The sequence below is a fragment of the Micromonospora sp. NPDC050795 genome, from assembly GCF_044456785.1.
GTDB lineage: Bacteria > Actinomycetota > Actinomycetes > Mycobacteriales > Micromonosporaceae > Micromonospora.
Genome location: NZ_JBITGE010000010.1, coordinates 26,619 through 49,917, shown reverse-complemented (window position 1 = coordinate 49,917; position 23,299 = coordinate 26,619). Strand labels below are relative to the sequence as shown.

The following is a 23,299-nucleotide window of genomic DNA, read 5'->3' as shown; positions in this document are numbered from 1 at the left end:
CCCGCCATGCGTGTCCTGTTCGTCGCTCCCCCGGACCTGAAGTCACACCTTTACATCATGACGCCGCTGGCCTGGGCGCTGCGCACCGCCGGTCATGACGTGCGCGTCGCCTGCCAGCCGGGCTCGACCGAGGCGCTGGCGCAGGCGGGGCTCACCGCCGTCCTGGCCGGTGAGCCCATGGCCGAGACTCTGGCCGAGGTCGACGAGATGTCCGAGCCGCCGAAACGCCAGGCCGCGCCGGCCACGCTGCCGGTGCAGACCGACTATGCCCGGGACGACCCGTACGCCGAGCTTGAGTACCTCACCACGAACCTCCTCCCGTTCCTGCACACCGACGAGATGCTCACCGACCTGATCGGTTTCGCCCGCGCCTGGCGGCCGGACCTGGTGCTCTGGGACGCGATGACCTACGCCGGACCGGTGGTGGCCCGGGCCTGCGGCGCGGCACACGCGCGCATCCTGTTCGGCACGGACGCCTTCGTGCAGCTCTGGGAGGCGGTCCGGGCGGCCGGCGGGTCCCGGCCGGACCCGATGCGCGCCTGGCTGGAGCCGCTGCTGCGCACGCACGGCGGCGGCGCGTTCGCCGACGACGTCGTGCACGGTCAGTGGACGATCGACACCATGCCGCCGTGGACCTGGCGCCCCAGCTCACCGCACTACGTCCGGATGCGTCACCTCGCCTTCAACGGCCCCTCGGTGGTGCCGCGGTGGCTCTACGAGCCGCCGGTCCGGCCGCGGGTCTGCGTCACGCTGGGCATGACCCACCGTGAGGCGGACGTCGCCGAGGCCTCGGCCACGGACCTGCTCGAGGCGGTGGGCGACCTCGACATCGAGGTGGTCGCCACGATGAGCGCGGAGCAGCTCGCCTCGGTGCCGCGGATACCGGACAACGTGCGGGTGGTCGACTTCGTGCCGATGAACGTCCTGCTGCCGACGTGCAGCGCCATCGTGCACCACGGCGGATCCTCGACGATGGCCTCAGCCTTCGAGCACGCCGTACCGCAGCTCATCGTGCCGAGCGCGTACTGGAGCGAGAAGTGGTTCGGCCCGGTCGCGCAGGCGAACGGGCTGCAGGAGCGTGGCGCCGGGGTGTGGCTGGCCTACGACTCCGACCACCTCACCGCCGCAGGGCTCCGCGAGGACCTGATGCGGGTGCTCAAGGACCCGTCGTTCAAGGAGAACGCGGTCCGCCTGCGCACCGAGATGATGGGTCTGCCCACGCCCAACGAGGTGGTGCCCGCCGTGGAGAAGTTGACTGCGGCCTACCGGCGGGCGGGCTGAGGCAGGGCTGTGCGCCTCCGCGCGGACGGGGGCGGGCCGGCGGAGGCGCACAGCCTGTTCGGGGGTTAACGCAGCGGTTCCAACAGCACCACCGGGATCTCCCGAGATGCCTTCTTCTGGTAGCGGCGGTAGGTGGAGAAGATCCCCGCCATCTTCTCCCACAGCGCGGGCCGCTCCGCCTCAGCGGCGACCGACGCCTTGGCCTGGAAGGTCTCGCCGTACACCTGCACGGACACCTCCGGTTCGGCGCAGAGGTTCAGGTACCAGGCGGGATTCGCCTCCTGCCCGCCCGCCGAGGCCACCACCACGTACCGGTCGCCGTCCCGCCCGTAGATCAGTGCGGTGCGTCGCAGCTTGCCCGTCCGGCGGCCCCGCGTCGTCAGGAGCAGAGTGGGCAGCTTGCCCTGGAAGTCGTGTCCCTTGGCGCCGTCGGTCTCCACGTAGGAGCGCACGTGGTCGGCCACCCACTTGGTGGGACTGTCGTGGATCTCTTCGTCAGCCATGTGTCATCCCCTGTTCTCCGTCGAGCAGCCGACGATAGCGTTCGACCAGCGCCGGAGGTGCCGGATCGGGGCCGGGTGGCACGACCTCCCGGCCGGCCAGGTGATCGTCGAGCAGATCGAGGCCGGCGTGCCAGCCAGCCGCGCTGTAGGCGATGTGACCCGGGTCGGCCACCGTGGTCAGCAACGTGAGGTCGGTCCCGTCCCCGGCGGCGGACAGCTCCCAGCGCAGGGTGTCCGGACCCCAGGTGTACGCGAAGAGGTGGGGCGGGTCGACGGCGAGGACCTGGCCCGGCTCCGTGTCGCCACCGGGCCAGGTGAACGTCATCGCGGCGCCAGCCTCCGGCACCAGCTCGACGGTCATCGGCGTCCACCAGGCGTTGACCTGATCCGGTTCGACGAGACACCGCCACACCGCGGCGACCGGTGCCGGACAGCGGCGCCGCAGCCGCACGCTGGGCCGTGCGCTGTCCCGGCACAGCGTCACCTGGGTGCCATCCACGTCGAGTGACATGGTTACTCCTTCCGCGATGCCCGGCGGGCCAGGCCCGCCGGGCATCGGCGTCAGCGATGAGGCGGAACGGTCTGCGGGGCGTCGTCGGTGCGGCCGGCCTCGACGCCGGCGGCGTCCTCGGCCGTAGCCTGCTCGGCAAGCGGCGGAATGTCGGTCGGCGGCGTCATCTCGCTCAGCTCGGTGTGCCGCAGTGCGAAGTACGCGAAGATGGCCAGGCCGATCATCAGCGCCGCGCTGACCCAGGCGACGTTGTTCAGACCGACGGTGAACGCGGCCCGCGCCGGCGCCAGCAGGTCGGGGAACTGCGCGGACAGCACGCTGGCGGGGGCGATGCCCTCGCGGGCGGCCTCCACCACGTCCGGCGGCACCGTGTCGGGCACCGTGTCCGCCAACTCGCTGCGGTAGGTCGCCATGCCGATGCTGCCGAGCGTGGCGATGCCGATCGAGATGCCGAACTCGTTGCTGGTCTGCTGCAACGACGACGCGGAGCCGATCCTGTCCGGCGGCGCGGCGCCCATCACCAGCATGGTGCCCAGCGACGAGGGCAGGCCCATACCGAACAGCAGCACCGCGAAGCCCGCGACGAGAAGCCCGAGACCGTCGACGCTGTCCACCTGGGCCAGGATCAGATAGCCCACCACCCCGATGCCGAGCCCGAGCGCGATCACCCGGCCCGCCTTCAGCTTGGCGGTGAGGCCCGGTGCCAGGAACAAGGCGATGATCATGGCCAGGGACGGCGGCAGCAGCCACAGGCCCGCCCGCAGCGGTGACAGCCCCTCGATCACCTGGAGGAACTGGGTCACCAGCAGAGACGCGCCGCCGTTGAGCGCGCTGACCAGCAGGCCGAGGATGAGCGCGGCGCGCAGCGTCGCTATGCCGAACAGGCGCAGGTCGAGCAGCGGGTCGGTGAGGCTCCGCTGCCGCCGCACGAAGAGCACGCCGACCAGGACGCCGAACACCATGGCGAGCAGCGCCGGTGCCGTGAAGCCGTCCTGGGCGAGCTTCTTCAGCCCGTACACCAGCGAGATCATCGCGACCAGGGACATGGCGACACTGAGCAGGTCGAGCTTGCCAGCGCCCGGGTTGCGGCGCTCCGGCAACAGCACCGGCGCCACCACCAGGACGAGGACCATGATCGGGACCGCGAGCAGGAATGCCGAGCCCCACCAGAAGTATTCGAGCATGATGCCGCCGACCAGGGGCCCGAGCATCAGGCCGCCCATGAAACAGCTCATCCACGACGCGATCGCCATGCCGCGCTGCGCCGGGTCCCGGAACATGTGTGTGATGAGGGCCAGGGCGGCGGGCATGCCTGCCGCGCCGGCCACGCCGAGCAGGGCTCGGGCGCCGATGAGCATCTCCGGCGTCGTGGCGTACGCCGCCAGCAGCGACGCCGCGGCGAACGCGGCGGAGCTGATCAACAGCATTCTGCGGTTGCCGAAACGGTCACCGAGCGTGCCCATGGTGACCAGCAGGCCGGAGGTGAGGAACCCGAAGATGTCCACGATCCACAACTGCTGGGTCGTGGTGGCGCCGAGGTCGGCGCTGAGATGCGGTAGTGCGAGATACAGGACCGTGAGGTCCACCGAGGCCAGCAGGGTGGGCAGGCAGAGAACAGCCAACCCGATCCATTCCCGGCGGCCCGCCCGCGGCACGGCCGCAGTGGTGCCTTCGGTTGTCATCGAATTCCTTCCTGAAGTTTCCCGAGTCGGGTGTCGGTCGGCGCCACGCGTCCGCGCCGCAACGTGTCGGCCCACCAGATGAGCTGTTCGAGCATGCGACCAGCCGCGACCGTCAGACCGGGATCGACCGGCCGGCCGGCGAGGTCGAAGGCGGACCGGTGGTGAGGGATGGTCACCGGGTCGCGCACCGTCATCGCGTCCAGGTCGGTGAACACCTGGCGCAGGTGGTCCACCGCCCGCAGCCCCGCGGCCGGACCGCCGTAGCAGACAAAGCCCACGGGCTTGCGCCGCCATTCGTCGCGGAACCAGTCGATGGCCGTCTTCAACGAACCGGGGAAGCTGCCGTTGTACTCCGGTGTGACGACGACGAACGCGTCCGCGGCGGCCAGCCATGGTGCGAGGTCGCGAACGGCGGGCGGAGCCGGGTCGCCGGCGACCTCGGGCAGGCGGGCCTCGGCGAGGTCGATCACGTCCGCCTCGATGCGCCCACCACGGTTGGTCTCGTCGCACAGCCAGCGCGCCGGGACCGGACCGAACCGGCCTCGGCGGATGCTGGCGATGACGATCACCAACCGCAGATGGTTCTCGCTCATCCTGGCGTCACCTCTCCCCGGCTCGCCGGCTTCCCGCAGCAGTGGTCAGCCTTCCGTGCCGGGGTTCCGGTTCGGTTCCGGCCGGACGTGCGCCGGCCGGAACCCCCGGGTCACCGCTGGGCGGCGATCTTCTCGAGAACCGGCACGATCTCGCTCGGTGCCGGCTCGGCGAGCATCTCGCCCCGGATCCGGTCCGCGGCCGCCCGGAACTCCGGCTCGTGCACCAGCCGCAGGACGTTGTCGCGGATCGCCTCGGGCGTCGCCCGGTCGAGCGTCAGATCCAGGCCGGCGCCCTGCTCGCGCAACATGTCGGCGCGCACGACGGCGTCCCACAGGTCGGGGACGAGAGTCAGCTGCGGCACGCCGTACGCCATCGCGGTCGACACCACGCCGGCGCTGCCGATGTGCACGACGGCCGAGCAGCTGGGCAGCAGCGCGTGCATCGGCACGAAGTTCACCACCCGGACGTTGGGCGGCACGTCGGCCAGTTCGCTCTCGTCGACGGCCAGCGTCGCGACCACCTCGACGTCGGCGTCGGCGAAGAGCTTGAGCGTCGAGACCGGGATCGGGTCGTAGCCCAGCATGTAACGCATCGAGATGCCGGCGGTCACGCAGATCCTCGGGCGCTCCGGGTGCTCGCGCAGCCAGCCGGGGACCCGAGCCGGACCGTTGTACGGCACATACCGGAACGGCACGGTCCGCAGCCCGACGTCCAGCCGCATGCTCTCCGGCGCCTGGTCCAGGGTGTACTGCCCGGTCAGCACGTCGGCGTCGTAGGTGACACCGAACCGCTCCAGGTGCGCGGCGGCCCAGTCCTGCATCGGGTCGCGCCGCTGATCCTCGGGCTGCTCGGCGAGCAACGCCTGGAACCGGTTGTAGATGCGGGTCTGCGCGTCGGCCCCCCAGAGCAGGCGGGCGTGCGCGGCGCCGGTGACCCGGGCCGCGATGGCACCGGCGAGGGTGAAGTTCTCCCAGATGATCAGGTCCGGCTGCCACTCCCGCGCGTACGCCACGAGGGCGTCGACCATCGGGTCGTTGAACACCTTGGCCGAGGTCTCCACGGCCTCGTCGAAGAACGCCAGCAGGGCTGGATAGTCCATGTCGGCGCCGCCGGTCCGCAGCGCCGTGGTGATCCGCTCGCCCCAGGTCGGGTCGTCGGCCTTGGCCGCGATGACCGACATGAAGTCGTGGTCCTCCCCGACCTGCACGGCGGTCAGGCCGGACTGCACGACCGCGTCCATGAGGGCCGGTTGGGTGGCGACCCGGACCTCGTGGCCGGCGGTGCGCAGGGCCCAGGCCAGCGGGACCATGTTGTAGTAATGGGTGGTTTCCGCATAGGTGGCGAACAGAACGCGCATCGGTGCCCTTTCGGTCGGGTCGTCGTGTGCCCGCCTACCGTCCACCAGCCGCCCTGGCCGGGGCATCTCGCAGATTGCGCACCTCGATCGCCAGGCAGCGGGCGTAGTCCGGCAGCAACCCCGCCTCCCGCGCCTGCTCCAGGGTCGGCGCGGCCCGGTCGCGCTCGGACAGATCGTTCCCGGCGGGGTTTCCCACCGGCAGACCCAGCCGTGGATCGAGGACGGCGACGGCGCGCTCGTCAGCGGGCTCGTACTCCCGCGAGAGCAGGTACTGCATGACCGCGTCGTCGGTCAGCGCGACGAAGGCGTGGCCGACGCCGACCGGCAGGTACAGGGCGTCCATCCGGTCGCCGGTGAGCCGCACCGCGTCCCACTGGCCGTACGTGGGCGACCCCACCCGGATGTCCACCACGATGTCGAGCAGGGCGCCGTGCGCGCAGTAGACGTACTTCTCGGCGCCGGGGGGTGCCGCTGTGTAGTGCACCCCCCGAACCACCCCCCGCCGGGACCGGCTGTAGCTGGCCTGCGCGAGTGGGAACAGCGGACGGCCGGTGGTCTCGGCGAACAGGCCAGCCTGCAACGGGGTGCCGAAGAAACCCCGGTCGTCGGGGAACACCGGCGCGGTGAAGTGCAGGGCCCCGGTCACGGCGAGCGGGCTCACTGTCACGGTGACCCCGTCAGAACCAGTAGCTGATGTACGGGCTGCGCTCCGGCACCGCCATGGCGTCCCACAGTCGCACCTTGCGCGCGTCCGGGGCGCTGATCCGGCCGGCCCGGGTGAGCGCGGCCGCCGGGGTGCCACCGAGCAGGATGACGGCCAGCGCGCCGACGCCCATCTCCAGGTCGGCCGCGGCGGTGACCGGCTCGCACGTGGCGTGCCCGTCGGTCACCTCCAGCCGGAACGTGCCGGCCGCCAGGCCCTCCGGGTCGTGCACCGTGAGCGTGAGGACGCCGTCGCAGGCCCAGCCGCGGGTGCGCAGGAGCCGTGGCACATCCAGCGGGCGGATCCAGAGGGCGTCCTGGCGGCGGACACGCATCCGTCGCGCGTCGTCGACCCACCAGCGCAGCGGGCTGTCCACCGGCATCCGCCACACGTCGATCTCGCGGACCAGGTCGACGGAGAACAGGTGCCGCCAGAGCGCGCCCTCCGCCTCCTGGTCGGCCGCGAGGAAGTCGATGACGTGCAGCTTGCTCTGCGGCGCGGACTCCGCCGTCCAGTCCGGCATGATCCGGTATGTCACCAGCCCACGGTCGTCGATCGCGGCGCAGTGCCGGGGCCCGTACCCCGGGGCGCCCAGGGCGAGAGCCTCCTCCAGCGCGCCGGACGCGGGGTCGCCGGCAAGCCGGTCCCAGTAGCATGAGGGGGTGAGCACCTCCCCGGGCGTCTGCGCCGCCTGCTGGGAGTACAGCTTGTACCCGAGGTCCCGGGCCTGCGTACCGTCGATCCGACGCGGACGCAGGTCGCGGCCCGGCACGTCGTCGCGCAGGCCGACCGCCCGGACGTCGAACTCGACCGCGTCGGACCAGGTCGCCGGGCCGGAACCGAACCGGCCGTAGATCGGCCACTCGGACGCGCCCCCGACGACGATCGCCTTGCCCTCGTCGACGGCCCGCCGGTTCAGGTGCGCGACCGTGGCGCGCAGCAACCCGCGCCGGGCCACCACCGGGTGCGCGGAACCACCGGTGCACGCGGCGGCCGGCACCGTGTTGCCGCCGGGGAGCACAAGGTCACGGTCGAGCGCGGTGTTGGTGGCGACGTACCGTTCGTCGTCGGCGACCGCCACGGCCCGATCCGGCGGGTGCGTGCGCCGGTAGAAGTCGAGGATTTCGGGATCGGCGCTGACCGGGTTGCCGAAGGCACCGAGCCAGCAGTCCAGCCATTCCCCGTACCGGTCGTCCGGGAGGTCGGTGACCAGCTGATAGCCGGGAGGCAGCGTGCTCACGAGTGCGCCCCTTCGTGGGTACGGGCGCCGGCCAGCGGCGCGTCCGGGTCGGCCAGGACCCTGCCGAACAGGTCGCGGAACTCGGCCAGCATGCGGTCCACGGTGGCCTGCTCGAACCGGTCCGTGCTCGAGCTGACGGCGCAGAAGATCTCACCGTCCGGGTCGATGTCGATGGTCCACAGGATCGCGTCGTCGGGGATGCCCGGGCCCTGTGCCTGGGACAACCGCCGGCGCACCGGCGCGTACTCGACCGCACCGGCGGACCGGGTCTTCGACGCCGCGGGGTTCTGGAACACCGCGAAGCCCGGCACGACCATGCCGCCCTGTTCCAGCCCCGCGATGACGTCCGGGGCCCGCTGCGCCAGCCCGACGAACGGCACCTCGTGCGGGAACGCCTCCAGGCAGGTGGCGCGTACCCGGGCGAGGACGTCGCGGTAGGTGACACAGCCCGAGATGTCGGTTCGCAGCGGTGACATGTTGACGAAGTAGCCGACCGTGGCCTCGGCCCACTCGTGCCGGCGGCCGGGCCCGGGGGTGAGCGTCCACACCACCCCGTCCGAGATACCGGTCATCCGCTGGAGATGGATGAGCTGCGCCGCGAAGATCACCATGAACGGTGAGCTTCCCGTCGCACGGCCCAGGCGCAGGGCGGCCGAGCCGAGCCGGGCGTCGATCTGGAAACGGTCGACGCGGGTGACGCCCGGATGGTCGGGGTTCGCCGGCCGGTCCGCGGCGATGACGACGGGGCGCGCTCCGGCCAGCCGCTCACGCCAGTACTCGAAGGACCGGTCGGAGCCGCCGGCAGCGGCATCTCCCTCGGTGCGTCGCACGTAGTCGCGATACCGCGGCGGGTCCGGCAGGTCGGGCTTGCCGCCGGCCAGGCGGGCGGCGTAACACGCGGCCAGGTCGTCCATGACGATGCCCAGTGACCACACATCGATCAGCGGGAGGTACGCGACCAGCACCAGCACCGCGTCCCGGTCGTCGAAACGGCCCAGGTACGCCCAGAGCAGGGGAAGCTCGTCCGCGTCGAAGTGACCGGACTCGGCCTCGTCGAGGAACCGCTCGGCCCGTACGCCCCGGCCGTCCGGGTCGTCGCCCAGGTCATGCACCTGCAGCCGGGCCGGGCACGGGTCCCGCACCTCCTGTTCCCAGCCGTCGGCGCCCCTGATCACCATGGTCCGCAGTGGTTCGTGCCGGGCGATGACGTCGTCCAGAGCCCCGCGCAGCAGGTCGACGTCGACCGGCCCGGTGAGCCGCCAGCCACCGCTGGAGATGGGGCGCGGGCCGAACCCCGCCGTGGAGCCGTCCTCCTGATGCTGCCCGCGCAGGAACTCCTGCTCGATGGAGAACGGGAAGCGGTTCTCTGCGTACACCATTCCACCGTGCCTTTCCACGTGGTCGAGCCCGCTCGGGTCAGCGCCGTTCCGCACGCGCGAGAACCGCCCGGGCGAAGGCGGCTCGCGTCGGATCCTTGAACAATTCCTCGACGGGCACGTCGATGCCGGTCCGGTCATTTATCCGCGCGACGATGCGGAAAGCCGCTATCGACTGCCCGTTCAATTCGAAGAATGTCGCGTCGGGCGGACCGGCCGCGGTGTCGAGAACGTCCTCCCAGATTGCTGTGACGTGGTTCTCTAGATCGGCGCGCGATTGTTCTGACATCCGGATCCCCTCGGCCGGGAATTCACTGTCTCGCGAGCTGAAGCATCACACGTGTTCGACCCGAGGTTCATCTCCTGCGTTGCGCAGGCTCGTCAGCGCCGGGCCATCGACCGGTCGTCGCGCAGCAGGTCGTCGAGCGGCGCGTCGGCCCCTGCGGCGCGCTCCGCGACCAGTTGGGCCGGCCCCAGGTCGGCGGCCAGGAGCCCGGCGACGCGTCGCGAGTCGTGCCGGTCGGCGTCCGGTGACGGCAGTCCCGCCGCGTCGCGGGCGGCGTCCGCCGCGCCCAGCAGTCGGGCCGCCCGCACCGGGTCACCGGCCAGCCGGTACGCCCCGGCGAGCCCTTCCAGGGCGACCGCCACCGCTCGCGGGTCACCGCTGTCCCGAGCCGCGGCGAAGCCCTCCCGGTGCCGGTGCAGCGCGTCGTCGGCCGCACCGCGCTGCTCGGCGACGAAGCCGAGCTCCGCGCCGACCGCGGCCACGCCGGCATGCCAACCGGCCTGCCTGTTCCACTCCAGCCACGGGTGCAGCAGTCGCTCGGCGGCGTCCCATCTGCCCTGCCGGCGTGCCGTGATCGCCAACCCCAGGTCGGCGAACTGCTCCAGGGCCAGATTGGACTGTTCCTTGGCAAGGTGCCGGGCCTGGGCGTGCAGGTCGCCGGCGGCGGCGTGGTCGCCGGCATCCAACGCGATCCGTCCCAGTTCGTTGAGCTGGTACGACACCTCCGGCCACAGGCCCAGCTCGCGGGCGATGCGGAGGGCATCGCGGTGCAGCCGCGCGGCGCGGTTGCTGTCCCCGGTCATCCGGGCCAGCGCGGCCAACGGGTTGGTGGCCTGCAACACTCCCCAGTGGTCGCCGAGATCACGGAACTCATCCAGACTCCGTTCCGCGTCGCGGCGCAGCGCGGCGACATCTCCGCGCAGCAGCGCCGTCCAGGCCAGGCTACTCAGCGCGGCCGCCGCCCCCCAGCGGTCGCCGAGGCTACGGAAGTCCGACAGCACTCCGTCCAACCGGCCGTCGCCGGGCCGGGCGGTGACATCCTCGGGCAGCGCCGAGGCGAGCAACCAGCGGGCCCGCGCCACGGCGTGCGGGTCGGCACCGGCCTCACCCTCGGCCTCCGCCCGGCACAGCAGGTCGTGTGGGTCATCGCCGCCGAGCGCGGCCATGCCCGCCTCCCAGAGCAGCGCCAGGGCACGCCGCCCGGCCGGTGCCTCGCCCGGCACCGCGGCCGCCGCCGCCAGCGCACGGCGGCCCTCGCCCAATTGGCCGCGCAGTACCCAGTACCAGGCGCAGGCGCAGGCCAGCCGGAGGGCGAGCACCGCGTCGCCACGCTCGATCGCCGCGGCCAGGGCCGCCCGCAGGTTGGCCTGTTCGGCGTCCAGCCGGCGCAGCCAGCGGCGCTGGATGGGACCGCGCAGATTCTGGTCCGCCTCCTCGGCGAGGGCGGCCTGGCAGGTGCCGTGCCGCAGCCGCACCGCCTCGTCCTCGCCGGACTCGCGCAGCCGCTCGGCGCAGTACGCCCCCACCGACTCCAGCATCCTGTACCGCACCCCGTCGGCGTTCTCCACCAGCGTGACCAGCGAGCAGTCCACCAGGCGCCCGAGCAGGTACGCCACGTCGGCACGGGACACTCCCCCGGCGGCAGGCGGATCGGCGCACACCTCCTCGGCGGATGACAGCGCGCAGCCGTCGGTGAACACCGACAGCCGTCGCAGCACGGCCCGCTCGTCCGCGCCGATCAGGTCCCAGCTCCAGTCGATCATGGTGCGGAGGGTGGCGTGGTGGGCCGGGCCGCCGCGCCGATGGGCAGCCAGCAGTCGGAACCGGTCGTCGAGGCGGGCGGCCAGTTCGGTGATCCCCATCGTGCGCACCCGGGTGGCGGCCAGTTCCAGGGCCAGCGGTATGCCGTCGAGCCGCCGGCAGACGGTGGCCACCGCTGCCGCGTTCTCGTCGTCGGGGGCGAAGCCGGGCTCGGAGGCGGCCGCCCGCGCCAGGAAGAGCTCCCCGGCGCTGGACCGGCGCAGTTGCGCGACCGTCGTCGTACCCGCCTCCGGCGGCGCCAGGGGCGGCACCGGCACCAGAACCTCGCCGGGCACACCGAGCGACTCCCGGCTGGTGGCAAGAATGCGCAGGTCGGGGCAGGCATCCAGCAGTTCGCGGCCGAGCTCCGCGACATCTTCGACGACGTGCTCGCAGTTGTCCAGCACCAGCAGCAGACGCCGACCCCGCAGCGCCGCCACCAGTCGGTCGACACCGCCGGCGCTGCCCGAGCGGCCGTCGTCCCGGAGCCCGAGCGTGCCGGCGACGGCGTCGATCACGGCGGATGGCGTCCGTCCGCCGCCGGCCGGGCGCGGCACGGTGCTGAACTCGACCATCCACGCGCCGGCCGACACAGCGGGTGCGATCCGCGCGGCGACGGCCACCGCCAGCCGGGTCTTGCCGACACCGCCCGGACCGGTCAGGGTGACCAGGCGGCCGGCGTCCAGCAGTCGAGCCGCGTCGGCGACCGCGGCGTCCCGGCCGATCAGCCCGGTCAGCGGGGCCGGCAGGTTCCCCCGTTCGGGTTCGATCGGCGCCGGCTTCGGGGCCACGCCGGTGAGCGCCGGGTCCTGGCGGAGCAGGGCGCGGTGCAGGGCGACCAGTTCGGGCCCCGGGTCGAGCCCCAGCTCGTCGCGCATGCGGTCGCCGAAGACCCGGAACTCGTCGAGCGCCTCGGCCTGCCGGCCGCACTGGTACAGCGCCCGCATCCGCGCCGCGCGGAAACGCTCGCGCAACGGATGGCGTTCCACAAGGTCGCCGAGATCGGCCAGCACGTCGGCGTGTCGACCCAGGTCGAGCGCTGTCTCGGCCCACTCCTCCTGAGCGATCAGCCGGGCCTCCGACCAGCGCGTGACAGCCGGGCGGACGAACGCCTCGTCCGGGAAATCGGCGAGCGCGGGGCCGCGCCACAGCGCCAGGGCGTCGGTCAGCAGCGCCATCCTGTCCCGGGGGTGGACGGCGCGGCGGGCTCGGCCCACCATCTCGGTGAACAGGCCGACGTCCACCGCGTCGTCGCCGGCGGTGAGGGCATACCCGGCCGGGGAATGCGTGACCAGATCGCGCGCACCCGGCTCGGCGTCGTCCAGTGCGCGCCTGAGCTGCGACATCTTGCTGCGGAGCACGCTGGCCGGGTTGGCGGGCAGTCGGTCGCCCCAAAGGTCGTCGATGAGCCGGTGCGCCGCCACCGGCCGACCGCCGTGGACCAGCAGGTCGGCCAGCAGCGCGCGGACCTTGAGCTCTGGGATGCGCACCGGCTTGCCGTCAGCGGTCCAGACCTCGAGCGGACCGAGCATCCCGAAGCGCATGCGGCATAGGGTATCCCACCCGATGGCGGTGCACCGGCAACGGAATGGCAGGTCAGCCTGCCGCGCGCAGCTCCACGATGGAGAACGAGCCAGCCGGATGGACGGCCACAGCGTGGAGCCCGACGGATGCCGCGAGAGCGGTCAAATCGGCGGCGGTCCGCTCCCGACCACCGCAGGCCGTCAGCATGCGCAGGTCCATTCCCGTGTGGGTGGCCTCCCCACCGGGCCCGGTCTGCTCGACCACCAGCACCGCGCCGGTCTGCCCGGCCGCCTCCGCGCACCGGCGCAGGATCTCCCGCGCAGGGTCGTCGGCCCAGTTGTGCAGCACGAACGACAGCACGTACCCGCCGGCGCCGGCCGGCAGCGGGTCGAAGAAGCTGCCGGCCACCACGTCCAGGCGCTCCCCCAGGTCCGACTCCGCGACCGACTTGCGGGCGGCCTCGCAGTTGTCCGGCATTTCGAGCACCGTGCCACGCAGCGTCGGGTAGGCGTTGAGCAGCCCGATCAGCAGCGCGCCGTTGCCGCCACCGACGTCGACGACCCAGCCCAGCGGGCCCCAGTCCATGCCTTCGACGATCTCCGGCGACCGTGACTCCAGGTCGCTGGTGAGCCGGTTGAAGTTCGCGGCCCGCTCCGGGTCGGCGGCCCAGTCCTCCCAGAAGGAACGGCCGAACTGGACCGGAAAGCCGGCCTCTCCCGTCCGTACGCTGTGCAGCAACTGCACGAACGACAGTTCGGCCCGGCCGACGGAACCCTCGATGTCCAGTCGGGCGCGGGCCTTCGACGGGTGGTCCTCCCGCAGCACGGCGCCGAGCGGGGTCAGTGCGTACCGCCCGCCGCTCTCCCGGGTCAGCAGGCCCCGGACGGCCAGGTACCGCATGACCCGCTCCAGCGCGTCGGCGTTCACCCCTTCGGCCCCCGCGATCGCCTCGGCGGTGTCGGTCCCGGCGTCGATGTGGTCGGCCAGGCGCAGCGTCGCCGCCGTCCGGATCGCCATCGGCGTACCGAGCCCCGCCATGGACCAGATCCTGGCGCTCATCTCGTCGCGTGCCACCGTGCCCCCTCGTGGGTCGTGAGAATCTGATCGTCGCCCGCTCACGCTCGCATTCCTTGCGTAGCAGCGGCATCTCCTGAATTGCCGTTCCGCTTCCATTGCCTTGTCGTGCCACCGAACCGGCTGGCAGGCTCCATGAATATCCGCACCGCCACGCCGAGGAGCTGATTGCCGATGCCGAGCGCAGAATCCACGACGGAGACGCCGGAGGCGCAACCGTCCGGGCTACGGCCATTTACCGGTGCCGAATATCTGGAAAGCCTGCGCGACGGTCGGGAGATCTGGCTGTACGGCGAGCGAATCAAGGACGTCACCGAGCATCCGGCCTTTCGCAACAATGCCCGGACCATCGCGAACATGTACGACGCGCTCTGGGAGTCGCCGGACCGCGACGTCCTGACCGTCCCGACCGACACCGGCAACGGTGGCTTCACCCATCCGTTCTTCCGCGCCCCGGTCGACGCGGCCGACCTGCGCCGCTCGCGCGACGCCATCGCGGCATGGCAGCGACGGTGCTACGGCTGGCTCGGCCGCTCGCCCGACTACAAGGCGTCGTTCCTCGCCACCCTGGGCGCCAAGGCCGACTTCTACGCCCCGTTCGGCGACAACGCCCGGCGCTGGTACAAGGAGTGCCAGGAGCGCGTGCTGCACGTCAACCACGCGCTCGTGCACCCGCCGGTGGACCGCCACCTGCGCCCCGAGCAGGTCGCCGACGTGTACGTGCACGTGGACCGGGAGACCGACGCGGGCCTCGTGGTGAGCGGGGCGAAGGTGGTGGCGACCGGGTCCGCGCTGACCAACTACAACTTCATCGCCCACCACGGGCTCCGGATCAAGGAGAAGCAGTTCGGTGTCGTGTTCATGGCGCCGATGAACGTCCCCGGGGTGAAGCTGCTCTGCCGCACCTCGTACGAGATGACCGCGGCCCGCACCGCCAGCCCGTTCGACTATCCCCTGTCGAGCCGGATGGACGAGAACGACGCGGTCATCGTGTTCGACCAGGCCCTGATCCCGTGGGAGAACGTCTTCGTCTACGGCGACCTGGAGAAGGCGAACACGTTCTTCCACGACTCCGGCTTCATGCCGCGGTTCTCCATGCACGGCGCCACCCGGCTGGCGGTCAAGTTCGACTTCATCTGCGGCCTGCTGATGAAGGCCGTGGAGATCAACGGCACCGACGAGTTCCGGCAGGTACAGGGCAACATCGGCGAGCTGATGGTCTGGCGGCATCTGATGTGGGCGCTGTCCGACGCCATGATCGAGCGGTGCCGGCCGTGGGCTGACGGCTACGTGCAGCCCAACGAGGAGTACGCGCTGACGTACCGGACCCTCGCCCCGATGGCGTACGGCAAGATGCGCGAGATCGTCCAGCACACCGCGGGCAGTGGGCTGATCTACCTGAACTCGGGTGTCGCCGACTTCCACAACCCGGAGATCCGCCCGTACCTGGACCGGTACCTGCGCGGCTCGCACGGCACCGACGCTGAGCAGCGGGTGAAGGTGATGAAGCTGCTCTGGGACGCGGTGGGCACGGAGTTCGGCGGGCGTCAGGAGCTGTACGAGCGCAACCACGCCGGCAACCCGGACGACAACCGGGCCCAGGTGCTGCGCCGCGGCAGCCAGGCCGGCGTCACCGACGACATGATCGCCCTGGTCGAGCAGTGCCTGTCCGAGTACGACCTGAACGGCTGGACGGCACCGCACCTGGCGACGTAGTCGCCGGCGGCGATTCGCCGCGGACCCCTGAGCTGGCGTGGGCGCTCGTCGAGCGTCCACGCCTCAGTCTGTTCGCGAGCGGCGTGCACGCCTCAGTCTGTTCGTGACCGGCGTGCACGCCTCAGTCTGTTCGTGACCGGCGTGCACGCCTCAGTATGTTCGTGACCGGCACGCCGGCGCGCACGCCAGGGCCCGGCGCCTCCCACTGAGGCACCGGGCCCGCGGCATGTCTCAGCAACAGCCGCCCTTGTCCGCCTTGAGCATGCCGAGCGTGGTCCGTCCGTCCGGAGCCGGGGAGCCGGCCTCCGCGGACCGCGACGCCGAGGAGGCCTCGAACTCCGCCTCGCTCAGGCCCTCGGCACTCCCCCGCGCGTTGTCGTGGACCTCCTCGGCGGTCATCCCCATGAAGTGCACGACGATCTCGTGGTTGGTCGACGTCACCGCCGACTCCGAGCCGGTGCGGTAGTACAGGTCGACAGTGAAGTCCACCGGCGACAGGTCCGGCTCCTCGCCGCGCCGGATGGCCGCGACGATGGCCGGCACGTCGTAGCGGAGCTGCACCCCGCTGCGCAGGTAGTACTCCTCATCGCGGACCAGCACCACCGGCAGGTCCTCACCGACCGGGTGGTCGGCGGGGCGGTAGACCGGCTGGGTGAGCAGGTCGTAGCGGAACACCTCGTCCAGCACGGGTGCCGCCTCGGCGGGCACCAGCGGCCGGATCGCCTCGTCCCACCAGCGGTGCAGCATCCGCTCCGCGTCCGGGTCGGTGTAGAGGTAGGTGATCGCCGCCCCGAACGCGCCGGTTCCGCCGACGGCGGTCGCGGCGTACCCCCGCAGTGGCGCGGCCGCCGGGTCGTCCGTGGTGCTGATCCAGGTGTCCAGGTGGCGCAGCACCTGGGACTGGGTGATGCCGGCGAGGTGCCGCAGCGCCGGCCAGATCCAGCGCAGGACCGCGTTCTCCGCCACGACCCGCGCCATGAAGAGGAACCGCTGCATCTGTTGGTTCTCGGCGAAGGTCATGGTGTTGTGGGCGAGCACGTACTCGAAGTCGTCGTTGTCACCGCGGACGGCCTTGATGCCGTACTGCTCCTTCTTCTCCATGTAGTCGGTGTTGGGCAACAGCAGGATCGGGTAGACCGCGATCCGCGACACCCGCCGTGACAGCCGGTCGTAGCCTTCCATGAAGGACTGCACCGTCTCGCCCGGCGCGCCCCAGATCAGCTCGGCGTAACAGTCGAGCCCCTCCTCGTCCAGCCAGGCGGCGAGGTCCTCCCATTCGTTGACCTTCATGTTGCGCCGATTCATGGTGTCCAGTGCGGTGTCGCTGAGCGTCTGCAGCGCGAGCGTGAAGGAGCTCCGCATGCCGGCCTCCTTCATCATCTTGACGATGCGGAAGAACGTCTTCGACTTGTTCTTCGCCCAGGACGTCTCCAGCGCGCGCGGGAAGCCGAGCCGGTCCCGGGTCTCGATGAGTGTCTCGACGAACTCCACGTCACCGGGCAGGAGCCCGAAGTTGGCGTCGCAGGCGACCACGGTGTGCACCTTGAGCCGGCCGAACATCTCCAGCTCGGCGCGCATCCGCTCCGGCGAGAACGCCCGGACCTTCTGCCCGACGGCGCCGCCCCAGTAGCAGAACGCGCACTTGTACGGGCAGCCCCGGTTGGTCTCCATCAGCGCCACGTCGTACCGGAAGTTGCCGTCGGCGTCGGTCATCTCCAGCGCCCCGGTCAGGAAGGGCGACGGTATGATCTCGAGGTCCTCGATCCGGTCCCGGGCGACGTTGTGGCAGGTGGCGCCGTCGGTTTCGCGGAACGAGACACCGGCCACCGCGTGCAGCGCGTGCTTGTCCACTCCGTCGAGGTAGCAGTTGAGCAGATCGCGGAACGTCAGCTCGCCCTCCCCGTTGACCACGACGTCGACCTCGGGGAACATCCGGAACACCCGGTCGGCCTGCTCGGCCACGTGGGTGCCGCCGAAGACGACCCAGCCGTCCGGGTTGAGCTGTTTGAACGTCGCGGCCAGCGATCCGAAGGACCGGTAGTTCCAGCCCAGCACGCTGAACGCGAGAACGTCCGGCTGCCCGTCGCTGAACAGGGCGTTGGCCATGGTGGCGTTGGTGGTGCCGCCTCGGAAGTTGTGAATGCTGATGTCGCAGGCGTCGCGGATCCGGTCGTCGGCCAGGGCCGTCGACTTCAGGTAGCCCGACGCCAGCGGCATCGACTCCAGCGGCATCTCCCAGACACCCTGTTGCACCAGGAACACCTTGGTCGTGGCGTTCGCATTGCCGTCCGGGCTCGTCATGTCGGTCCTCCGTTTGCTGATCGGATCGGGTCGGCCGGGACTCGGGTCGTCCCGGCTGTCCGGCAAGGACCGCCACCTCTTCCGTCACACCGTCGTCAGGGCAGTACGCAACCGGCCCCACACCCGTCATGTCGATGGGCGTGGGGCCGCTTCGCGACCGGCTGTGTCAGCGGTCTGCGGGCAAGACCTGGACGAACCGCCCGGTCAGGCGGGCTCGATGGACATCGCGTGCTGGAAGGTGTTCAGCGGGTCGTACTTCTTCTTGATCCGCTGAAGCTTGGGGTAGCTGTCCTTGTAGTAGAGGTCGTGCCAGGGCACCCCGGACGTGTTCCACGCCGGGTCCTTGGTGTCCTTGCTCGGGTAGTTGATGTAGCAACCGTCGTACTGGTCGTTCGGGACCGGCACCCCGCCGGTGGCGGCGTGCACGTCCCGGTAGAGACGGCGGGTCCACTCCACGGCCTCCGCGTCGGCGTTCGGATCGGCCCAGGTGGAGTCGATCCAGAAGCGCAGGATGGAGTCGCGCTGGGGCACCGCGGTGGCGTCCGACGCAACCGCGTTGACCTGCCCACCGTAGGCACCGAGATAGACCAGGCAGGAGTTCTTGGCATCAGGGTCCGTCAGTGCCCCGTAGACGATGTCGATCTGGTCGTCGGTGAGTGGCTTGCGCAGATTGCTGCCCGCCGACTTCGTCCGGGCGCCGAGCGAACGGGGGTACTCGAACAACGCGTTGGCGAGCCAGAGCTCCTCGTTCATCTCGACGTAGCCCTGCACTGACACGCCCTCGGAGACAGCGGCGATGTAGTCCTCAACCATCTGGCGGCCATTGGGCGCCGTGGCGTCCATCCGGCACTCCAGGTAGAGCGCGTAGTCCCTCTTCATGTTGAGATGCAGGGCGCTGTGCATGACGACGTACGGCGAGTCCGGCCCGCTGTTGGCCGCGTGCCAGGCACCGTGGTTCTGCACCAGCCGCTTGAAGTCCGCCTGGCTCAGCGACTCCCATGGCCAGGTCACCCAGGTCATCAGGAGCCGGGCCGGCGGCCGCGGCAGCGCCTTGGTCGGGTTGTTTCCGGTGGCCCGCGGGTCGCGGAACCAGTACCGGGTGACGACGCCGAAGTTGCCGCCGCCACCACCGGTGTGCGCCCACCACAGGTCGCGGTTCGGGTCGTCGCGGCGGCGCGTGGCGACGACGATGCGGGCCTTGCCCTTGGCGTCGACGGTCACCACCTCGACCGCGTACAGGTGATCGGAGATGAGACCGTACCGCCGGGACAGCGGCCCGTATCCCCCGCCGGCGGTGTGTCCGCCAATGCCCACCGGTGGGCACACCCCACCGGGGATGGTCACGCCCCAACCCAGGTAGAGCGCTTTGTACGCCTGCGCGAGCGTGCTGCCCGCGCCGACCGAGAAGGCGTTCATCTTGGAGTCCCAGGAAACCTGATGCATCGGGGACACGTCGATGAGCATGTCGAAGCGCGGGTCGGCGACCAACGCCTCGAGGCAGTGCCCGCCGCTGCGGACGGTGAACTTGCGGCCCTCCTTGACCGCCCGCTGCACCGCCTCCTGAACCTGGCCGGCCGAGTAGGCCAGCACGATCGAATCCGGGGAGAAGACGAAACGCGCGTTGAACCCGCGCGTCAGCAGTTCGGGGTAACGCGGGTCGTCCGGACGCACCACCACATTCGGCAAGGCCGCCCCACCGCTGTGACCGACGGCCTGCGCAGCGCCGGGCTGCAGGACCAAGCCGGTGACAGCAGCGCCGGAGACAGCAGCGGCCGAGCCGAGGAACTGCCGGCGCGATGCAACCATGTGAGCACCTACCCATCGGAATAAGTCGACTGATCCGGCTCAGTCTGCTTGCTCTGGCCACGCGCGATCTTCTTCCAGATTGCGGTGCCGCCCGGCGCCCGGACCGAACATCGACAGGCGACGCTGCCTGCGATGGCACCACTGTGCCGCAGCGGCGACATCCCGGGCATCTCGCAAGTTGCGCTCAGCGGACGGACGACCCGGCTGCGCAACGTGTGAGATGCCGTCCCGGGCGGTGCTCCGCGATGGTGATCAGGTGATTCCCATGCTGTACGTGCGGTTGCGGGTCGCTCTCGTTCTGGGGCGACGCCGATGAACCACGTGCCGGTCCCCGTTCGCCTGGGCGTGCTCGGCTGCGCGGACATCGCGTGGCGCAAGCTGCTGCCTGCGGCTGCGGCCGAACCGGGTCTGCGTACCGTCGCGATCGCCGGACGTGACCCGGCACGCACCGACCGTTTCGCGGCCCGGTTCGGCTGCGCCGCGGTGAACCGGTACGAGGAGCTACTCGAGCGTTCCGACGTGGAAGCGGTCTACCTGCCGCTGCCGATCGGCCTGAGGCACCGGTGGGCGGGCGCGGCGTTGGCCGCCGGCAAGCATGTGCTGGCCGAGAAGCCGATGGTGGGCACCGAGAAGCAGACCGCCGATCTGGTCGCCCAGGCGGCCGAGCGCGGCCTCACCCTGATGGAGAACTCCGCGTTCCTCCTGCACGGCCAGCACGCCGCGGTACGCCGCGCGTACGAGGCCGGCGAGATCGGGGAGCTACGCGCCTTCAGCAGCGTGTTCGGGATCCCGCCGCTGCACAACGGTGACATCCGGTACCGCCCGGACCTGGGGGGCGGGGCGCTGCTCGACGTCGGGTTCTACCCTCTGCGCGCGGCACGTCACTTCGTCGGCCCGAACCTGCGGGTGGTGGGCGCGGACCTGCGCACCGGACCGTCCGGCGTCGACGTGGCGGGCACCGTGCTGCTGAGCGGGCCGAACCAGGTCGCGGTGCAGGTCGGGTTCGGCTTCGAGCACTTCTACCGCAGCGGGTACGAGCTGTGGGGCAGCACCGGTGAGCTGCGGCTGGAGCGCGCGTTCACGCCGCCGCCGGAACACCGCCCGGTGCTCGGGTTGCGCCAGCAGGACCGCCGCGAGTCGCGGACGCTGGCCGCCGAGGACCAGTTCGCCGCTCTGGTCCACACCTTCGTGGCGGCGATGCGCGGCGAGCACGACCTGTCCGGGCACCACGCCGAGATGCTGGGGCACGCGCGGCTGGTCGACACCATCCGCCGGGCGGCCGGCCTGGGCGAGCCGTGACCGGGCGCGCCCTGGTGGTCGGCACGGGTCTGCTGGGCCGGCACGTCCGTGACCGACTGACCTCGGCCGGCTGGGACGTGGTCGTGGCCGGGCGCCGGCCCGAGGTCGCGACCCGGTCGCTGACCGAGGCGATCCGCGCGACGCGACCCGGCGTGGTGGTCAACGCCGCCGGTGAGATCTGGCGGCCGGAGCCCGACCGGCTCACCGCCGCCAACGTCGAACTCGCCGGACTCGTGGTGCGGGCCGTGGCCGAGGCCGGTGCCGACGCCCGGCTGGTGCATCTGGGCTCGTCGCTGGAGTACGCGCCGCAGCCACCGCCGACAGCCCTGACCGAGGACTCCCCGGCCGCACCGCGCAGCGCGTACGGGCGGTCGAAGCTGGCCGGCACCGAGCTGGTACGCCGCCTCGCTGCCCGGCACGGCGTCGAGGCGGTGGTGCTGCGGCTGTTCAACGTCATCGGCGCCGGCATGTCACCGGTCAGCGTGCTGGGCCGGACGGTGAACCGCCTGGTGGCGGCGCACCGGACCGGTAAGACAGCACACCTGGAGCTGACGGACCTGGCGCAGTACCGCGACTACGTGGACGCACGCGACGCCGCCGACGCCGTCCTGGCCGCCGGCACGGCACAGCAGATCGCTCCCGGGCTGTTCAACATCGGGTCGGGTGTCACCCGGACCGCAGAGGAACTGGTTCGGGCGCTCGCCGAGGTCAGCGGTGTCCCCTACCGACTGGAGCTGCGGCCGTCACCGACGACCGGCGCGCGCTCCGCCGACGGCGACTGGCAGCGGGCCGACACCCGCCGGGCGTACACGGTGCTCGGCTGGTCGGCGCGCCGGAAGCTGCCCGAGACGCTGCTCGGGATCTGGCAGGCCGCCCGGTCCCACCCGTTCCCCGGCCATCCCGCGCAGGAGGCGAGCACACCATGACCCCGGACCTCAAGGCAATGATCCTGGACCTGGTCCGGGCTTATCACACCGAACGCACACCGGACGACCAGGAGTTCGTTCCGGGCGTCACGCCGGTGCTGTCGTCCGGCGCGGTGCTCGAAGCCGAAGACCGGCTGGCGCTGGTCGAGGCGGCGTTGGACATGCGGATCGCCGCGGGGTTCCACGCGCTGCGCTTCGAGCGTTCCTTCGCGCGGTACTTCGGCCTCCGCAAGGCCCACCTGGTCAACTCGGGATCGTCGGCCAACCTGCTCGCCCTGTCCTCGCTACGCGCGTCCGAGCTGGGAGACCGGCGTCTGCGGCCCGGCGACGAGGTCATCACGGTGGCCGCGGGCTTTCCCACCACCGTGAACCCGATCGTGCAGAACGGCCTGATACCGGTGTTCGTCGACGTGGAACTCGGCACGTACAACACCACAGCGGAGCGGGTGGCCGCAGCGATCGGGCCACGCACCCGCGCCGTCATGATCGCCCACGCGCTCGGCAACCCGTTCGAGGCGGCCGAGATCGCCGACCTGGCCGAGCGGCACGGGCTGTGGTTCATCGAGGACAACTGCGACGCGGTCGGGTCGCTGTACGGTGGGCGGCTCACCGGCACGTTCGGCCACCTCAGCACTGTCAGCTTCTATCCGGCCCACCACATCACCACGGGCGAGGGCGGCTGCGTGCTCACCGACAGCGTGGAACTGGCCCACCTCGTGGAGTCCTTCCGGGACTGGGGGCGCGACTGCTGGTGCGAGCCCGGGGAGGACAACCGCTGCAAGAAGCGGTTCGACTGGCAGCTCGGCACTCTCCCGGCCGGATACGACCACAAGTACACGTTCTCGCAGGTCGGCTACAACCTGAAGGCGACCGACCTGCAGGCGGCGCTCGGGCTGAGCCAGCTGGAGCGGATCCAGGCGTTCGGCGAGGCCCGGCGCAAGAACTGGCAGCGGCTGCGCGAGGAGCTCGACGGCGTGCCGGGACTGCTGCTGCCGCGTCCCACACCGAGCTCGGATCCGAGCTGGTTCGGATTCGCGCTCACCGTCACGCCTGACGCACCGTTTGGCCGCGGTGAGCTGCAGCAACACCTGGAGGAGCGGCAGATCCGTACCCGGCTGCTGTTCAGCGGCAACCTGACCCGGCACCCGGCCTACCGGAATGTCGAGTTCCGGGTCGCCGGTGACCTGTCCAACAGCGACGCGGTGGTGCACGGCACCTTCTGGATCGGCGTCTATCCCGGCATCACCGACGACATGATCCTCCACGTCGGGCGGACCATCCGGGAATTCGTCGCCGGACGCCACTGAACGAGCGTCCACA

General features: G+C 71.2%; 18 protein-coding genes. 5 read left to right on the top strand and 13 right to left on the bottom strand.

The genetic code is table 11. The annotated features are described in order from the left end of the window. The first annotated feature begins 6 nt into the window (after window positions 1-6). On the top strand, window positions 7-1,281 hold the full coding sequence (locus ACIBEF_RS11270; protein WP_396793188.1) for an activator-dependent family glycosyltransferase: 1,275 nt from the start codon (window positions 7-9) through the stop codon (window positions 1,279-1,281). Window positions 1,282-1,346: 65 nt separating this feature from the next. Here the strand turns inward: ACIBEF_RS11270 and ACIBEF_RS11265 are convergent, their stop codons facing one another. From ACIBEF_RS11265 to ACIBEF_RS11215, 11 genes are all read right to left on the bottom strand, one after another. Next, window positions 1,347-1,784 carry a nitroreductase family deazaflavin-dependent oxidoreductase gene (locus ACIBEF_RS11265; RefSeq protein WP_357222115.1) on the bottom strand — a complete coding sequence of 146 codons (438 nt, stop codon included), beginning with the start codon at window positions 1,782-1,784 and terminating at the stop codon, window positions 1,347-1,349. Further along, complete coding sequence (locus ACIBEF_RS11260) at window positions 1,777-2,295, bottom strand: SRPBCC domain-containing protein (protein WP_396793186.1); 519 nt, start codon at window positions 2,293-2,295, stop codon at window positions 1,777-1,779. The genes ACIBEF_RS11265 and ACIBEF_RS11260 overlap by 8 nt, the downstream gene beginning before the upstream one ends. 50 nt (window positions 2,296-2,345) lie before the next feature. Continuing rightward, a complete protein-coding gene (locus ACIBEF_RS11255; protein ID WP_396793184.1) occupies window positions 2,346-3,977 on the bottom strand; it encodes an MFS transporter in 1,632 nt (543 codons plus the stop codon). Beyond that, entirely contained in the window at window positions 3,974-4,570 is a 597-nt protein-coding gene (locus ACIBEF_RS11250) for an NAD(P)H-dependent oxidoreductase (protein WP_357206418.1), read from the bottom strand. The genes ACIBEF_RS11255 and ACIBEF_RS11250 overlap by 4 nt, the downstream gene beginning before the upstream one ends. Window positions 4,571-4,680: 110 nt before the next feature. Then, window positions 4,681-5,928: an activator-dependent family glycosyltransferase gene (locus ACIBEF_RS11245; RefSeq protein ID WP_396793181.1), complete on the bottom strand. Its 1,248-nt coding sequence runs from the start codon at window positions 5,926-5,928 to the stop codon at window positions 4,681-4,683. Window positions 5,929-5,962: 34 nt separating this feature from the next. Beyond that, on the bottom strand, window positions 5,963-6,595 hold the full coding sequence (locus tag ACIBEF_RS11240; protein WP_396793179.1) for a dTDP-4-dehydrorhamnose 3,5-epimerase family protein: 633 nt from the start codon (window positions 6,593-6,595) through the stop codon (window positions 5,963-5,965). 10 nt (window positions 6,596-6,605) lie between these two features. Then, window positions 6,606-7,871, bottom strand: a complete 1,266-nt coding sequence (locus ACIBEF_RS11235) for a GNAT family N-acetyltransferase (RefSeq protein WP_387350500.1) — start codon at window positions 7,869-7,871, stop codon at window positions 6,606-6,608. Then, window positions 7,868-9,247 (bottom strand): condensation domain-containing protein, encoded by a 1,380-nt coding sequence (locus ACIBEF_RS11230; RefSeq protein ID WP_396793177.1) that lies wholly within the window; start codon window positions 9,245-9,247, stop codon window positions 7,868-7,870. The genes ACIBEF_RS11235 and ACIBEF_RS11230 overlap by 4 nt, the downstream gene beginning before the upstream one ends. Before the next feature lie 40 nt (window positions 9,248-9,287). Next, window positions 9,288-9,536, bottom strand: a complete 249-nt coding sequence (locus ACIBEF_RS11225) for a phosphopantetheine-binding protein (RefSeq protein ID WP_396793175.1) — start codon at window positions 9,534-9,536, stop codon at window positions 9,288-9,290. 92 nt (window positions 9,537-9,628) lie between these two features. Next, entirely contained in the window at window positions 9,629-12,877 is a 3,249-nt protein-coding gene (locus ACIBEF_RS11220; protein ID WP_396793173.1) for a BTAD domain-containing putative transcriptional regulator, read from the bottom strand. Window positions 12,878-12,929: 52 nt separating this feature from the next. Next, on the bottom strand, window positions 12,930-13,931 hold the full coding sequence (locus ACIBEF_RS11215) for a methyltransferase (protein ID WP_396793171.1): 1,002 nt from the start codon (window positions 13,929-13,931) through the stop codon (window positions 12,930-12,932). A gap of 174 nt (window positions 13,932-14,105) precedes the next feature. Between ACIBEF_RS11215 and ACIBEF_RS11210 the strand changes: the two genes are divergently transcribed. After that, window positions 14,106-15,647, top strand: coding sequence for a 4-hydroxyphenylacetate 3-hydroxylase family protein (locus ACIBEF_RS11210; protein ID WP_396793169.1), 1,542 nt, complete (start codon window positions 14,106-14,108; stop codon window positions 15,645-15,647). A 231-nt stretch (window positions 15,648-15,878) separates the two neighbouring features. On the opposite strand, the gene ACIBEF_RS11205 is transcribed toward ACIBEF_RS11210, so the two are convergent. After that, on the bottom strand, window positions 15,879-17,948 hold the full coding sequence (locus ACIBEF_RS11205; protein WP_396793168.1) for a KedN5 family methylcobalamin-dependent radical SAM C-methyltransferase: 2,070 nt from the start codon (window positions 17,946-17,948) through the stop codon (window positions 15,879-15,881). Between the two features lie 204 nt (window positions 17,949-18,152). Beyond that, entirely contained in the window at window positions 18,153-19,754 is a 1,602-nt protein-coding gene (locus ACIBEF_RS11200) for an FAD-binding oxidoreductase (protein WP_396793166.1), read from the bottom strand. 312 nt (window positions 19,755-20,066) lie between these two features. On the opposite strand from ACIBEF_RS11200, the gene ACIBEF_RS11195 reads away from it, so the two are divergent. Genes ACIBEF_RS11195 through rfbH form a run of 3 tightly spaced genes read left to right on the top strand, consistent with a single transcriptional unit; the run spans window position 20,067 to window position 23,286 of the window. Beyond that, window positions 20,067-21,053, top strand: a complete 987-nt coding sequence (locus tag ACIBEF_RS11195; RefSeq protein ID WP_396793164.1) for a Gfo/Idh/MocA family protein — start codon at window positions 20,067-20,069, stop codon at window positions 21,051-21,053. Beyond that, complete coding sequence (locus ACIBEF_RS11190; protein WP_396793162.1) at window positions 21,050-21,979, top strand: NAD-dependent epimerase/dehydratase family protein; 930 nt, start codon at window positions 21,050-21,052, stop codon at window positions 21,977-21,979. Before ACIBEF_RS11195 ends, ACIBEF_RS11190 begins: the two co-directional genes overlap by 4 nt. Beyond that, window positions 21,976-23,286, top strand: coding sequence for a lipopolysaccharide biosynthesis protein RfbH (gene rfbH, locus ACIBEF_RS11185; protein ID WP_396793160.1), 1,311 nt, complete (start codon window positions 21,976-21,978; stop codon window positions 23,284-23,286). Before ACIBEF_RS11190 ends, rfbH begins: the two co-directional genes overlap by 4 nt. Window positions 23,287-23,299 lie beyond the last annotated feature (13 nt).